We start from the raw sequence: 14854 nt of genomic DNA, 5'->3' as shown, positions 1-14854 counted from the left end.
AGGCCTTTGCCCGTGGCAATCAACCCGTACAAGCGCAAGCCCCTCAAGGTCCTTGCGACTCTCGCCGGCATCTTCGTGGTCCTCGCCGGACTGCTCGTCGGCTCCAACGTCTGGGGCTCGGGCAGCTACGCGCCCAAGCTCGGGCTCGACCTCGAGGGCGGCACCCAGATCGTGCTGCAGCCCAAGCTCGTGGGCGACCAGAAGGTCACCGCCGAGCAGCTCGACCAGGCGCGCGGCATCATCGTCCAGCGCATCGACTCCAACGGCGTGTCCGGCGCCGAGGTCACCACGCGCGGCGGCGAGAACATCGTCGTCAGCATGCCTGGTGAGCCGTCCAAGCAGGACGAGGACGCCATCCGCCGCTCGAGCCAGATGCAGTTCCGCGGCGTGCTCGCGGAGGCACCGGGCACCAACCAGCCAGTCCCGACCGGGACCACGAGCGGCACCACGACGGGCAAGCCCACGGGCACGGCGACCGGCAGCGCCACGGGCACGCCCAAGCCCAGCGCCACTGCCTCGGCCTCGACCACCGGTGCCGGCAGTGCCGTGCCGCAGGCGTTCGTCCGCAGCACCACCCCGCCGCCGACGCCTGCCGCGACCAAGCCGTCGGGCACCGCGACGACCAGCGCGCCGAACACCGGCAGCTCGGCGCCGAAGGACCCGAACGACCTGGCGTGGATCACCCCGGAGATCAGCCAGCAGTTCCAGGCGCTCGACTGCGCCAAGCCGGGCGTGCTCGACGGTCTGGTCAACGACCCGAAGAAGCCTCTGGTCACCTGCGGTGACAACGGCAACAAGTACGTCCTCGGCCCGGTCATCGTCGGCGGTGACCAGATCAAGAACGCCCAGGCCGGTTACCAGCCGCTGTCCAACGGTCAGCCCTCGAGCACCGTCGAGATCCAGCTGTCGTTCAAGGGCGAGGGCACCAAGGCCTACGCCGACGCCAGCAAGCGCATGGTGAGCCTGCCGACCCCGCAGAACCAGATGGCTGCGGTGCTCGACAACCAGGTCATCGTCGCGCCGTACTTCCAGTCCGCGATCCTCGACGGCAACGCCAGCATCACCGGCAGCTTCACCATCGAGAGCGCCCGCGACCTCGCCAACCAGCTGAAGTTCGGTGCGCTGCCGATCTCGTTCACCCTCCAGACCCGTGAGCAGATCAGCCCCACGCTCGGCACCGAGCAGCTGCGCATGGGTGTCATCGCCGGCCTCGTCGGCCTGCTGCTCGTCGGCATCTACTCGCTCATCCAGTACCGCGCGCTCGGTCTGGTCACCCTCGCGTCGATCGCGATCGCCGGCATCCTGACCTACCTCACCATCACCATCCTCGGGTGGTCGCACAACTACCGGCTCGACATGGCCGGCGTGACGGGTCTGGTGGTCGCCATCGGAGTCACGGCCGACTCGTTCATCGTCTACTTCGAACGTATCCGTGACGAGGTCCGCGAGGGCCGGCCGTTGCGGGCCGCGGTCGAGACCGGCTGGAGGCGCGCCCGGCGCACGATCCTCGTCGCCGACGGCGTGAACTTCCTCGCTGCCGTGGTGCTCTACTTCCTGGCGTCGTCCGGCGTGCGCGGCTTCGCGTTCACGCTCGGCCTCACGACGCTGATCGACATCCTCATCGTGTTCCTGTTCACCCACCCGCTCGTCGGCCTGCTCGCGGAGACCAAGTTCTTCGGTGGCGGCCACAAGTGGTCGGGCCTCAGCCCGGAGCGGCTCGGCGCCAAGGTGTCGCCGCGCTACGTGGGGCGTGGACGGTTCGCCGCACCGGCCGTCTCGATGGCGAAGGGAGGTGCCCGGTGATCAACTTCGCCCAGCTCGGCAACGACCTCTACACGGGCAAGCGCTCGATCGGGTTCATCAGGAACCGCAAGCGCTGGTACCTCATCTCGGGTGTCCTCACCCTCATCGCCCTCGTGGGCCTGCTCGTCTTCAAGCTCAACCTGGGCCTGGAGTTCACCGGTGGCTCGGAGTTCCGCGTCGCCGCCGGCAACCAGAGCACGTCGAGCTACGAGAGCCGGGCCACGGACGCCGTCCACACGGTTGTCGCGACCCAGGACGCGAACGTCACCAAGCTGGGCGCCAGCACCATCCGCGTCCAGACCGAACAGCTCAACGACGCACAGTCCGCCGACGTGCGGCAGGCGCTGGCCACCGAGTTCAAGGTGCCGGTGACCAACGTCAACGCCAACTTCATCGGGCCCTCGTGGGGTGCCTCGGTGAGCCAGCAGGCGTTGCGGGCGCTCATCGTCTTCCTCGTGCTGACGATGATCGTCATGGCGATCTACTTCCGCACCTGGAAGATGGCGCTGGCGGCCCTGGCCGCGATGATCCACGACATGGTGATCACCGTCGGCATCTACGCCCTCACCGGGTTCGAGGTGTCGCCGGCGACGATGATCGGCTTCCTCACCGTCCTGGGCTACTCGCTCTACGACACCGTGGTCGTCTTCGACAAGGTGCGTGAGAACACTCAGGAGGCGTTCGCCGGCAAGCGGGTCACCTACGCGCAGGCCGTCAACCAGACCGTGGTCCGGTCGATCAACACCACGGTCGTGGCGTTGCTGCCGACCCTCGCGGTTCTGCTCGTGGGCTTCGCGACGATCGGGCCGGGCACCCTGCTCGACCTGTCCCTCGTGCTGTTCATCGGTATGGCGGTCGGTGCGTACTCCTCGATCTTCATCGCCACCCCGCTGCTGGTCACGCTGCGCGCCAAGGAGCCCGCCGTGGTCGCCCTCGACAAGGCGGCCGAGCGCTACCAGCAGCGTCACGGCGCCCCGACGTCGCACGACATCGCTCCCGGTGTCGAGCACGACGACGAGGGTGGCGTGGTGACGTCCGATGGTGACGCCGCAGGCGACACCGGGCGCGAGAAGGTTGCCACGGCAGTGCGCACGGCGGCACCGGCGCGCGAGACGCACCGCTACGCCTCGTCCGGTCCGCGCAACCAGCCCAAGCGCCCGCCGAAGTCGCGTCGCTGACCGGCGCCACGCGGCATACCTGATGAGCACCCTCACCGAACGCGTCACGGCGACCCTGCGCGACATCCCCGACTTCCCGGCGACGGGCGTGGTGTTCAAGGACATCACGCCCGTGCTGGCCGACGGCCAGCTGTTCGCCGACGTCCTCGGTGACATGGCGCAGCGCTGGCGTGGCCAGGTCGACGTCGTGACCGGCATCGAGGCGCGCGGGTTCGTCTTCGGCGCCGCCCTCGCCCTCGAGCTGGGCACCGGTTTCGTCCCGATCCGCAAGGCGGGCAAGCTGCCCGGGCCGACCGTGGCCCTGTCCTACGACCTCGAGTACGGCAGCGCCACCATCGAGGTGCACGACGACTCGTTCCACCCCGGGCAGCGGGTCCTGGTCGTCGACGACGTACTCGCCACCGGCGGCACCGCCGAGGCCGCCTGCCGTCTCGTCGAGCAGCTGGGCGCGACCGTCGTGGCCTTCGAGACCCTCGTCGAGCTGGCGTTCCTGCACGGCCGGGACCGCCTGACCGGGCGCGATGTCCGCACCCTGGTCGTCGTGGACGGGGAGTGAGACGTAGGCTCTGTGCATGACTGAGGACGTCGTCACCGGGCCCATCGGCACCGGCACGTCCTCGGCCAGCAGGGTCCGCGCCCGGCTCGCGCGCTTCGGGTCCAGGGGTACCCCCAGCAACCCGGTCCTGGAGCCACTGCTCCAGACGGTGCGAGCCACCCACCCCAAGGCCGACCTCGACGTCATCGAGCGCGCCTACGTCGTCGCCGAGGAGGCCCACCGGGGCCAGAAGCGCAAGTCCGGCGACGCGTACATCACCCACCCGCTCGCGGTGACGACCATCCTCGCCGAGCTGGGCATGACCCCGCCCACCCTCGCGGCCGCGCTGCTGCACGACACGGTCGAGGACACGGCATACAGCCTCGCCCAGCTGGAGAAGGACTTCGGCTCCGAGGTCGCGATGCTCGTCGACGGCGTCACCAAGCTCGACAAGGTGACGTACGGCGACGCCGCGCAGGCCGAGACCGTCCGCAAGATGGTCGTGGCGATGTCGCGCGACATCCGCGTGCTCGTCATCAAGCTTGCGGACCGGCTGCACAACGCCCGCACGTGGCGCTACGTCTCGGTCGAGTCGGCGCAGCGCAAGGCCCGCGAGACCCTCGAGATCTACGCGCCGCTGGCCCACCGGCTCGGCATGAACACCATCAAGTGGGAGCTCGAGGACCTCTCGTTCGCGACGCTCTACCCCAAGGTCTACGACGAGATCGTGCGGCTCGTGGCGGAGCGTGCGCCGGCGCGTGAGGAGTTCCTTGCCGGGGTGCGCGAACAGGTCGGCACCGACCTGAAGTCCGCCAAGATCAAGGCCACGGTCACGGGCCGGCCTAAGCACTACTACTCCGTCTACCAGAAGATGATCGTGCGCGGCCGCGACTTCGAGGACATCTACGACCTCGTCGCGGTGCGCGTGCTGGTCGACTCGGTGCGTGACTGTTATGCGGCGCTCGGCGCCTTGCACGCGCGGTGGAACCCCCTGCCCGGGCGGTTCAAGGACTACATCGCGATGCCGAAGTTCAACATGTACCAGTCCTTGCACACCACCGTGATCGGCCCGCAGGGCAAGCCGGTCGAGATCCAGATCCGCACCCACACCATGCACCGTCGGGCCGAGTACGGTGTCGCGGCGCACTGGAAGTACAAGGAGGACGCGACCGCGGCGGCGGGCGCGGGCACCAGGGACGGCGAGACCGGCCCCATCAACGACATGGCGTGGCTGCGCCAGCTGCTCGACTGGCAGAAGGAGACCTCCGACCCGGGAGAGTTCCTCGACTCGCTGCGGTTCGAGATCAACGCGCGCGAGGTCTACGTCTTCACCCCCAAGGGTGAGGTCGTGGCGCTGCCGGCCGGGGCGACGCCGGTCGACTTCGCCTACGCCGTGCACACCGAGGTCGGGCACCACTGCATCGGCGGGCGGGTCAACGGCCGCCTCGTGCCGCTGGAGTCGACGCTCGAGAACGGCGACGTCGTCGAGGTGCTCACCTCCAAGGCCGACGGGGCCGGACCCTCGCGTGACTGGCTGACGTTCGTGAAGTCCCCGCGGGCGCGCAACAAGATCCGCCAGTGGTTCTCCAAGGAGCGCCGCGAGGAGATGATCGAGACCGGCAAGGACGCCATCGCCAAGGCGATGCGCAAGGAGGGCCTGCCGCTCACGCGCCTGCTCACAGTCGAGACCCTGACCGGTCTCGCCTCCGAGCTGCGTTACCAGGACATCGATGCGTTGTATGCCGCGGTGGGCGAGGGGCACGTGTCCGCCCAGCACGTGGTGGGTCGCCTCGTGGCGTCGCTCGGCGGCGAGGAGGGTGCGTCCGAGGACCTGGCCGAGGCGACGACCCCGACCCGCACGCGGTCGATGCGGCGGCGGTCGGGCGACCCGGGCGTGGTCGTCGTCGGCACGGCTGACGTGTGGGTGAAGCTGGCCCGCTGCTGCACCCCGGTGCCGGGCGACCCGATCATGGGGTTCATCACGCGGGGCAACGGTGTCTCCGTGCACCGCACCGACTGCACCAACGCCGAATCCCTTCTGTCCCAACCGGATCGGATGATCGAGGTCGAGTGGGCGCCGTCGGCGGCGTCGGTGTTCCTCGTGCAGCTCCAGGTCGAGGCGCTCGACCGCAACCGGCTCCTGTCGGACGTCACGCGGGTGCTGTCCGACCAGCACGTCAACATCCTGTCGGCGTCGGTGCAGACCTCACGCGACCGGGTGGCGATCAGCAAGTTCACCTTCGAGATGGGCGACCCCGGCCACCTCGACCACGTCATCAACTCGGTGCGCAAGATCGACGGCGTGTTCGACGTCTACCGCATCACCGGCACCAAGGCGACCGCGCCGAAGGCCTAGCCTCCGAACTCGTCGAGGTTGCCGCGGGCCTGGGCGAGCCACTGCTCCTGCGCCTCGAGCTTGGCCTGGGCGTCCTTGACCTTCTTGTCGTTGCCGGAGGCCTGCGCCTTGGCGACGTCGTCGCGCAGGGACGCCACGGACGCCTCGAGCTGGTCGACCATCGACTGGGCGCGGGCAGCCACCTCGGGGTTGGTCTGCTTCCACCGCTTCTCGTCGGCGTCGCGGACGGCCTGCTCGACGCGCCGCATGCCCTTCTCCATGCGGTCCACGTCTGCGCGGGGGACCTTGCCAGCGGCGTCCCACTTGTCCTGGACGGCGCGCAGTGCGGTCTTGGCGGCCTCGAGGTCGGTGATGGGCAGGATCGCCTCGGCCTCCTTGAGCAGCTCCTCCTTCACCACGAGGTTGGCGCGGAACTCCTCGTCCTCCTTGGCCGCGACCTCGTCCTTGGCGTTGAAGAAGGTGTCCTGCGCGGCCTTGAACCGCTCCCACAGGGCGTCGTCGTCGGCGCGGGACGCGCGTCCGGCCTTGCGCCAGCGGTCCATGAGCCGCTTGTAGGCGCCCGCGGTGGGACCCCAGTCCTTGCTGGACGCGAGCGCCTCAGCCTCCTTGACGAGCTCCTGCTTGAGCGCCTTGGCCTCGGCCTGTGTGCCCTCGAGCTGGGCGAAGTGGACCCGCCTCGACTTGTCGAAGGAGTTGCGGGCAGAGGAGAACCGCTGCCACAGCGCACCCTCGGTCTCACGGTCGAGCCGGGCTCCGCTGCGCTGGTGCTTCTTCCACTCCTCGAGCAGCTCGCGCATGCGGGCGCCGCTGGCCTTCCACTGCACCTTGTTCTCGGGCTGGGCGGCGATCTTCTCGGCCTCGGCGACGATCGTCTCGCGCTCGGTCGCGGCCGCGGCCCGTGCGGCGGTCCGCTCGGCGGCCTCGGTCTCGCGCCGGGTGGCCACCTCGCCCTCGATCTGGGTGACGAGCGCGTCGAGGGCGGCGAGGTCACCGACGACGTTCGCCTCGGCGATGTGCTCGCGCAGCTTGGCCAGGCCGTCCGTGGCGTCCTTGGCGGACAGGTCCGTGCCGGTCAGGCGCTGGTGCAGCAGGTCGGCCGACGCGTAGAGCTCGTCGTACTTGCGGGCGAAGTAGTGCAGCGCCTCCTCGGGGGTCGCGTCGGGGTAGGCGCCGACCTCCCGCTCGCCGTCCGCGGTCCGGACGAACACCGTGCCGTCCTCGGCCACGCGCCCGAACGACTCGGCCGGGGGGCCGCTGGGCGTGTTGGGCGTCAGCGTGGGCTGCGGTGCGTGGGCGACCTTGCGCACCGCCGCGGGCGTGGCTCCGGGAGGCGGACCGGGCTTCGGCGGGGTGGGCTTGGGCGTCTGCTCGGTCACGTCAGGCCTTCTTCTCGGTCACAGCAACCGTGAGGATGCTGATGGGTGCGTTGGGGGCGCCGTCACCGGCACCACCAGCCGCACCTGCTGCGGCGATCTTCTCGACAATATCCAAACCCTTGGTGACCTTGCCGAAGATGGAGTAGCCACCGCCCTCGGTGGGCAGCTTGGTGTCCTTGTAGACGATGAAGAACTGGTCGGCATTGGAGTTCGGGTCCTGCGTGCGCGCCATGGCCAGGGTGCCGGTCGGGTAGGTGCCGTCCTTGGGCGCGTTCTCGATGCCGAAGCTGTAGCCGGGGCCCTGGCCGGTGCCGCCCGCCGGGTCGCCGCACTGGAGCACGAAGATGCCGGAGGTGGTCAGCCGGTGGCAGGGCGAGTCCTTGAAGTAGTTCTGCCGGGCCAGCTGCACGAACGACGCCACCGTCTGCGGTGCCTTGGCGCCGTCGAGCTCGAGGGTGATGTCGCCACAGTTGGTGCTGACGACGGCGTTGTAGGTCTTGCCTGCCGCGGTCTTCTTGTCGGGCAGCTTCAGCTGGGCCTTGGTGCCGGGGACGGCCGGGGCGGGCTTGCAGCCCGCGACGGCGGCGGTGGTCGCCGAGGGCGTCGGCTGGCTCGAGGTGGTGCCTCCCGCGGCGGGGGTGGGGCTGTCGTCGCCGGACATCTTCGTGGCGATGACGACGAAGGCCGCGACGACCACGAGCACGGCGGCCACCACGGCGGCGACCTGCTTGTTGCGTGCTGCCTCGGCCTGCTTGGCGGCGATTTTCGCGTCGAGCCTTTCCGCCCGTCGGCGTGCGCGTGCCCGCTCCTGCTCCTTGGTCACCAGTGCTCCCGATCGTCGATGGCAAGTGGGTATGCCGTGTGGTCGCCCGTCGAGGGCGGCCGTCGTGGGCGACAGTCTAGGCAGGGCGCCTTGGACCCAGCCGGTCGTCCGGCACCGGCACCAGCTCACCGGCGAGCCACAGCGGTTGCTGGTCGAGCTGGTGCGGGTCGCCGGTGCGGCCCACGGCGCCGTGTGGCACGACCCACCGGCTGCGGGACCGGTCCGACAGGTCCCACACGTACCGCGCCGCCGGCCCCTGGACCGCGACGTCGTCGGCATCAGGCAGCGACGACGTCGCGAGGACGCAGTCGCGGTCGCCGGAGACGCTGACGTGCTCGGCTGGGGGCTCGCCGGGCGCCACGACCACCACCGCGGCCAGCCGGTGCCGCTCACCCCAGGTGCCCTCGTGGGCCGCGGCTGCCTCGAGCCCCGCCGCCAGTGCGGCTTCCACGTCGAAGCCCGCTGGCGGGTCGTCGAGGAGCGCCTCGAGCCGCTGCAGCACCCGGGAGCCCACGGACATCCACGGCGCGAAGACCGTAGGCAGGTCACCCGCCACCAAAGGGGCCAGGAGCGGATGGGCGCAGAGGTCACGGAGCACGGCGGCCCGCCACGCGGCATACCTGCCCGCCTGCACGCTGTCGGCATCCATCCGCGCGTCCCAGGCGAGCAGCTCCTCCCGCAGGCCTTCGGCAGCGGGGGAGAGCCCGGCGAGGTGCCGGGTGCGCGCGAGGAGGCGGGGGGCGGGGGAGTGGAACGTGTCCATGTGTATGCCGCGGTGGTCGTCGACGTCGAACGTCGCCTTCCCGGCCAGGAGGTCGGCGATGCGGTCGACCCGCGCGTCCGAGGCGAAGTCACGACCGTGTGGCGAGGTCAGCGCGGAGGAGTGGTTGGCGTGGACGGCGACGTCGTCCACGGGCGCCCGACCGTGTTCCGCCCAGCCGGTCCACTCGTGCCCCGGCTCCCACGCTGGCACGGGACCTTCGCGGTTGTCGTTGTGCCGCAACGGAACCCGGCCTGCCGTGAGCTCGACGACCCGTCCGGTGTCATCGGCGGTGAGGACGGCGTTGACGGGTTCGACCCAGCCCGCCCAGGCGGCCTCGACGTCCTGCGTCGACCGGGCGCGCAGCAGCGCGAGGGCGGAGGCGATGCCGGTGTCGAGCAGCACGCGCGGGGCCATGCGCACCGAGAGCGCGCGGTCCTCGTCGGGGCCGCCGACCACGACGCAGCCCCGCGCGGTCTCGACGATCTCGACGGTGACGGGCACGCCGCCCGCGACCGTCACCGTCTCGATCCGGGTGTCGGCAGGTGCCCAGCCATCCGGACCACGGGCCTCGAGCCCGTGGTTACTGCGGCGCAGGTCCTCGACATACACGTCGTGGCAGTCGGCCATCGCGTTGGTGATGCCCCAGGCAACGGGTCCGGCGTGGCCGAAGTGCGGCACACCCGGCACCCCGGCGAAGGCGAAGCCGACCACATCGAAGTCGGGACAGGCGAGCCGCACCTGCTGGTAGACGCCGGGCAGCTCGATGGTGCGATGCGGGTCTCCGGCGACCATCGGCAGCCCCGTGGCGGAGCGGACGCCCGCGACGGCCCAGGCGTTGCTGCCGCCGGCGGGCCCGTCGCCGTCGCCGCTGCCGGGTGCGGCGTCGAGCAGCTGGCGGGCGGCAGGGCTCACCCGGCGCACGTGGTCGCGCCACAGCTTGGCCGGCAGGCTGCCGAACAGCACGTGCTGCAGCAGCAGCGTCGACAGTGGCGTCCACGGCTGCCATGGCTCCGGCTCGACCTCGAGCGCGGCCAGCTCGGGGGTCTGCGCCGTTGCCTCTGCGAGCCCCGCCGTCACCCCGTCCGCGTAGGCCGTGACCCAGGCCCTGGTCTCGTCGTCGAGCCGCTCGTGCGCGCGGCGGGCCGTGTCCTCGAGCCGCGCCTGCCGGGCGAACACGTCGGCCGACACCCAGTTGTGGCCGAGGTGCTGCGCCATCCGGCCCTCGCTGCGCCAGCGCAGCGTCGTGAGCTGCCAGGCCCGGTCGAGCGCGGTGACCCAACCGTGCAGCCGGGACAGGGTGATGACGTCGGGCGCCCACAGCTGCGGGACGCCCCAAGGGTCGCGGACCACCGTCGGACCGGTCATGGTCGGTGACGCTAACCCACCAGGTGGCTGGCTAGAGTCGCGAGGGTGCTGACGTTCGCGTTCCCCGGCCAGGTCATCGACGCCAACTGCTACGTCATCGCCCCGGCAGTGGGCGAGGAGTGCCTCATCGTCGACCCGGGCATCGGTGTGGAAGAGACCCTGCGCGAACTGCTCACCGAGCACCGCCTGCGCCCGGCTGCGGTCCTGCTGACCCACGGCCACCTCGACCACGTCTACTCGGTGACGCCCGTCTGCGGAGGCGACACCGCGGCATACATCCACGCGGACGACGCCTATCGCCTCAAGGACCCCCTGGCCCTCATCAGCCCGCCGCTGCTGGCCATGGTGGAGCAGCAGTTCGGGCGCAAGGCGACGTGGAAGGAGCCCGAGCACGTCGTCGACGTCCGTGACCACGAGCGGCTCTCGCTCGCCGGCCTCGACGTGGAGGTGCTGCACGCGCCCGGGCACACCGAGGGCTCGGTGCTCTTCCGTATGCCGTCCGTGCCGGACGGCGTGTCCGACCAGGTCGACGTGGACTCGACCGTGATCTCCGGCGACGTGCTGTTCGCCGGCGCCATCGGCCGCACCGACCTGCCCGGTGGCAGCGACGCGGCGATGCAGCGCTCGCTGCGCGACGTCGTCCTGCCCCTGCCGGACACGACGCTCGTGCTGCCAGGGCACGGGCCGGCGACGACGATGGACCGTGAGCGGGCGACCAACCCCTACCTGCAAGGATTGACCGCGTGAAGATCAGCCCGATCAGCGGTTTCCCCGAGTACCTCCCGTCCCAGCGCATCGTCGAACAGCACTTCCTCGACGTCATCCGCGAGACGTTCGAGCTGCACGGGTACCCCTCGATCGAGACGCGGGCGGTCGAGCCCGTCGAGCGGCTGCTCGGCAAGGGCGGCGACGCGGACAAGGAGATCTACGGCATCCGGCGGCTCGCGGCCGACGAGGCGACGGCGGCTGCGGACTCCGAGCTGGGGTTGCACTTCGACCTCACCGTGCCGTTCGCGCGCTACGTGCTCGAGAACGCCGGGCACCTGTCGTTCCCGTTCCGCCGCTACCAGATCCAGAAGGTGTGGCGCGGCGAGCGGCCGCAGGAGGGCCGCTACCGCGAGTTCACCCAGGCCGACATCGACGTCGTCGACGTGGGCGAGCTGGCGCCGCACTTCGAGGCCGAGATGCCGCTGGTCATCGCCGAGGTCTTCCGCAAGCTGCCGATCCCGCCGATGGTGATCCAGGTCAACAACCGCAAGATCCCCGAGGGCTTCTACCGCGGCATCGGCATCGAGGACGTGGCCGGCACGCTGCGCATCGTCGACAAGCTCGACAAGATCGGCCCGGACAAGGTGGCCGAGCAGCTCGTCGCCGCCGGGTGCACGCCCGAGCAGGCGCAGCAGTGCCTCGCGCTGGCCGGGATCCGTTCTGCCGACCTGTCCTTCGTCGAGCAGGTGCGGGCGCTCGGGGTCTCGCACCCCACGCTCGACGAGGGGCTCGACGCGCTCGCCGCCGTGATCCGCGCGGGCATGGACAACGCGCCCGGCGCCATGGTCGCGGACCTCAAGATCGCCCGGGGCCTCGACTACTACACCGGCACCGTCTACGAGACCCAGCTCGCCGGCTACGAGTCGTGGGGCTCGTTCTGCTCCGGCGGGCGCTACGACTCGCTCGCCTCGGACGGGAAGACGACCTACCCCGGGGTCGGCATCTCGATCGGTGTCTCGCGCCTGCTCGGGCTGCTGCTGTCCAAGGGGCTGGTCACCGCCTCGCGCTCGACCCCGGCGGCCGTCCTGGTCGCCGTCAACGACGAGGAGTCACGCCCCACCTCGGTGGGCATCGCCACGGCGCTGCGGCAGCGCGGCATACCGTGCGAGGTCGCACCCAAGCCGGCCAAGTTCGGCAAGCAGATCCGGTATGCCGAGCGGCGTGGGATCCCGTACGTCTGGTTCCCGGGTGCGGCCGAGTCCGGGGGCGACCAGGTCAAGGACATCCGCTCGGGCCAGCAAGACGACGCCGACGCATCGACGTGGCAGCCGCCCGCCGAGGACCTCAGGCCGCAGGTGACGGCGGGCGCAGACCCGAGTCCTTGAGCTCCAGCAGGGCCAGGGCCCGGATGACGGCGGGGTCGCCGCGTCGCCACGCGCCGGTGGGGTCGTCGGAGACGTCGGCGATCTTGCGCATCGGCTGACGCGCCATGGCCCGCAACGCGAAGAGGTCGAGGTCGGCCGCTGCGTCGATGAAGCGCTGAGCCGCGCTGGCCCGTCGCACGAACCGGCCCCGCAGCAGCAGCCACACCAGCCCGACGATGACGATCGGCACGAGGGCGGTGACCCAGCCGAGCAGGTTCGCGAGCTTGGTGACCGAGTCGACGAGGTCGGTGCCCGCTTGCTCGATCGTCGTCCCGGCCCCACCGGCGGTGCGGAACGGTCCGGCGATCTTGTCGCCGACCAGGGGGACGTCGCTCACCCGGTCACCCGCACTGGTCATCTGGTCGCGGAACCCCGTGCCCGCGCTCTGCAGCTTCCGCCCCGGCGCGGCCAGCTCCATCGTCGTGTCGTGGACCAGGCGGCCCACCCAGGCCCAGAGGCACACCCACGCCACCATGGCGACGTCGGCGAGGATCTGCATGGTGCGGCGGCCCGGCAGGTCTGCGTAGAGCTTCATGGCGCCTACACTCCCACCGTGCCTGCCACGACCGCGCTCCACCGGGCCGTGCAGGACTGGCTCGGCCACCTCCAGGTCGAGCGCGGCGCCAGCGACAACACCCTCAAGTCCTACCGGCGCGACCTCGCCCGCTACACGGCATACCTGTCCGGTCGTGGCGTGAGCGACCCGGGCGACGTCACCGAAGCCCACGTCACCGACTTCCTCGCGGCGCTGCGCGAGGGCAGCGCAGACCACCCGCCGCTCGCGGCGTCGTCGGCAGCCCGCACCCTCGTCGCGGTGCGCGGCTTCCACAAGTTCCTCGCGCTCGAGGGTGAGGTGGGCACCGACCCGGCCGCCTCGGTCAGCCCACCCAAGCCGCCCTCGCGCCTGCCCAAGGCGATCGGCATCGACGAGGTGGAGCGCCTCCTCGACGCCGCCAGCCTCGGCGACACGCCGGTCTCGCTGCGTGACCGCGCCCTGCTCGAGGTCCTCTACGGCTGCGGGGCGCGCATCAGCGAGGCCGTCGGCCTCGACCTCGACGACATCGACACCGACGAGGGGGTCGTGCGGCTCTTCGGCAAGGGGCGCAAGGAGCGCATCGTCCCGCTGGGCTCGTATGCCGCGGCGGCGCTGTCCGCCTACCTCGTGCGTGGGCGTCCGGCCCTGTCGACCGGGGGCAAGGGGACGCCCGCGGTGTTCCTCAACCAGCGGGGGAACCGCCTGTCGCGCCAGTCGGCGTGGGCGGCGCTGCGGCAGGCGGCCGACCGGGCCGGGCTCGCCGGTCACCTGTCGCCGCACACGCTGCGGCACTCGTTCGCCACCCACCTGCTCGAGGGCGGCGCCGACGTCCGCGTCGTCCAGGAGCTGCTCGGGCACGCCTCGGTGACGACCACCCAGATCTACACGCTCGTGACCGTCCAACGGCTCCGCGAGGTCTATGCGCAGGCCCACCCGCGCGCCCGCTGAGCAGAGCGCGAACCGGGCGAATCACGCTGATAGGGTCGGTGCGATCAGCGAGAGGCTGACCGACGAACGCCAGCGCACCGGGAGTGAAACGACAGTGGACCCTGAGGTGACCACGACCCCGATCCCGTCGGAGGTCCCCGCGGACGCCGCGTCGTCGAGCAGTGACCACCTGCCCGGCACCGAGGGCGCCGGAGCCGGCCAGATCGGGCCCACCGGTCGGCCGCTGCCCGACTTCCCCGAGCCGGCGAAGCTCGCCAGCCACGGCCCGGCCCGCATCATCGCCATGTGCAACCAGAAGGGTGGCGTCGGCAAGACCACGACCACCATCAACCTGGGCGCCGCGCTCGCCGAGGTGGGCCGCAAGGTGCTGCTCATCGACTTCGACCCGCAGGGCGCCCTGTCCGTGGGGCTGGGTGTGCGCGCCAACGAGCTCGACGTGACCATCTACAACCTGCTCGTCGAGCGGGGCCACGACGTGCGCGACGTCATCCAGCACACCACCATCGACGGCCTCGACGTCGTGCCGGCCAACATCGACCTGTCGGCCGCGGAGGTGCAGCTCGTCGGCGAGGTCGCCCGCGAGCAGATCCTCGCCCGGGTGCTGCGGCCCGTGCTCGACGACTACGACGTCATCCTCATCGACTGCCAGCCGTCGCTCGGCCTGCTCACCGTCAACGCGCTCACGGCCGCCCACGGCGTCGTGATCCCGCTCGAGACCGAGTACTTCGCGATGCGCGGTGTGGCGCTGCTCATCGACACGATCAACAAGATCACCGACCGGCTCAACCCGCGGCTTCAGATCGACGGCATCCTCGCGACGATGTTCGACTCCCGCACCAACCACTCGCGCGAGGTCGTCGCGAGCGTGGTCGACCACTTCGGTGACCAGGTGTTCCACACCGTCATCAGCCGCACGGTCAAGTTCCCCGACGCGTCCCTCGCAGCCGAGCCGATCACGACCTACGAGTCCTCGCACAGCGGTGCCGCGGCATACCGCCAGCTCGCCCGCGAGCTCATCGCGCGGGGCGGTGCGGCCTGAC

At 70.9% G+C, this 14854-nt stretch carries 12 protein-coding genes; 8 read left to right on the top strand and 4 right to left on the bottom strand.

Annotated features, from left to right (window positions below; translation table 11 throughout):
* Positions 1-12 precede the first annotated feature (12 nt).
* Genes secD through HJG52_RS03340 form a run of 4 tightly spaced genes read left to right on the top strand, consistent with a single transcriptional unit; the run spans position 13 to position 5872 of the window.
* Entirely contained in the window at positions 13-1803 is a 1791-nt protein-coding gene (secD, locus tag HJG52_RS03355) for a protein translocase subunit SecD (protein ID WP_346767544.1), read from the top strand.
* Positions 1800-2981, top strand: coding sequence for a protein translocase subunit SecF (secF, locus tag HJG52_RS03350; protein WP_346767543.1), 1182 nt, complete (start codon positions 1800-1802; stop codon positions 2979-2981). The genes secD and secF overlap by 4 nt, the downstream gene beginning before the upstream one ends.
* Before the next feature lie 22 nt (positions 2982-3003).
* A complete protein-coding gene (locus tag HJG52_RS03345; RefSeq protein WP_171242115.1) occupies positions 3004-3537 on the top strand; it encodes an adenine phosphoribosyltransferase in 534 nt (177 codons plus the stop codon).
* 16 nt (positions 3538-3553) lie between these two features.
* Complete coding sequence (locus tag HJG52_RS03340) at positions 3554-5872, top strand: RelA/SpoT family protein (protein WP_171242114.1); 2319 nt, start codon at positions 3554-3556, stop codon at positions 5870-5872.
* On the opposite strand, the gene HJG52_RS03335 is transcribed toward HJG52_RS03340, so the two are convergent.
* From HJG52_RS03335 to HJG52_RS03325, 3 genes are all read right to left on the bottom strand, one after another.
* Positions 5869-7248 carry a DUF349 domain-containing protein gene (locus HJG52_RS03335; RefSeq protein WP_171242113.1) on the bottom strand — a complete coding sequence of 460 codons (1380 nt, stop codon included), beginning with the start codon at positions 7246-7248 and terminating at the stop codon, positions 5869-5871. The genes HJG52_RS03340 and HJG52_RS03335 overlap by 4 nt on opposite strands.
* 1 nt (position 7249) lies before the next feature.
* A complete protein-coding gene (locus tag HJG52_RS03330) occupies positions 7250-8071 on the bottom strand; it encodes a peptidylprolyl isomerase (RefSeq protein WP_171242112.1) in 822 nt (273 codons plus the stop codon).
* A gap of 76 nt (positions 8072-8147) precedes the next feature.
* Positions 8148-10199: a penicillin acylase family protein gene (locus tag HJG52_RS03325; RefSeq protein WP_171242111.1), complete on the bottom strand. Its 2052-nt coding sequence runs from the start codon at positions 10197-10199 to the stop codon at positions 8148-8150.
* 45 nt (positions 10200-10244) lie between these two features.
* Here HJG52_RS03325 and HJG52_RS03320 point away from each other — a divergent pair, with 45 nt between their 5' ends.
* Together HJG52_RS03320 and hisS are read left to right on the top strand one after the other, a co-directional pair.
* Entirely contained in the window at positions 10245-10946 is a 702-nt protein-coding gene (locus HJG52_RS03320) for an MBL fold metallo-hydrolase (RefSeq protein ID WP_171242110.1), read from the top strand.
* Positions 10934-12292, top strand: a complete 1359-nt coding sequence (hisS, locus tag HJG52_RS03315) for a histidine--tRNA ligase (protein WP_430413332.1) — start codon at positions 10934-10936, stop codon at positions 12290-12292. The genes HJG52_RS03320 and hisS overlap by 13 nt, the downstream gene beginning before the upstream one ends.
* Here the strand turns inward: hisS and HJG52_RS03310 are convergent.
* Positions 12252-12866 (bottom strand): hypothetical protein, encoded by a 615-nt coding sequence (locus HJG52_RS03310; RefSeq protein ID WP_171242108.1) that lies wholly within the window; start codon positions 12864-12866, stop codon positions 12252-12254. The two genes, hisS and HJG52_RS03310, sit on opposite strands and share 41 nt — an antisense overlap.
* 18 nt (positions 12867-12884) lie before the next feature.
* Here HJG52_RS03310 and xerD point away from each other — a divergent pair, with 18 nt between their 5' ends.
* Entirely contained in the window at positions 12885-13814 is a 930-nt protein-coding gene (gene xerD / locus HJG52_RS03305) for a site-specific tyrosine recombinase XerD (protein ID WP_346767542.1), read from the top strand.
* A gap of 106 nt (positions 13815-13920) precedes the next feature.
* The gene (locus HJG52_RS03300) at positions 13921-14853 is read left to right on the top strand and encodes a ParA family protein (RefSeq protein ID WP_430413322.1); all 933 of its coding nucleotides are present in this window, start codon (positions 13921-13923) and stop codon (positions 14851-14853) included.
* Position 14854 lies beyond the last annotated feature (1 nt).

Origin of the sequence: Knoellia koreensis (assembly GCF_013041615.1) — a bacterium.
GTDB lineage: Bacteria > Actinomycetota > Actinomycetes > Actinomycetales > Dermatophilaceae > Pedococcus > Pedococcus koreensis.
This window is presented reverse-complemented; position numbering and strand designations above follow the sequence as displayed.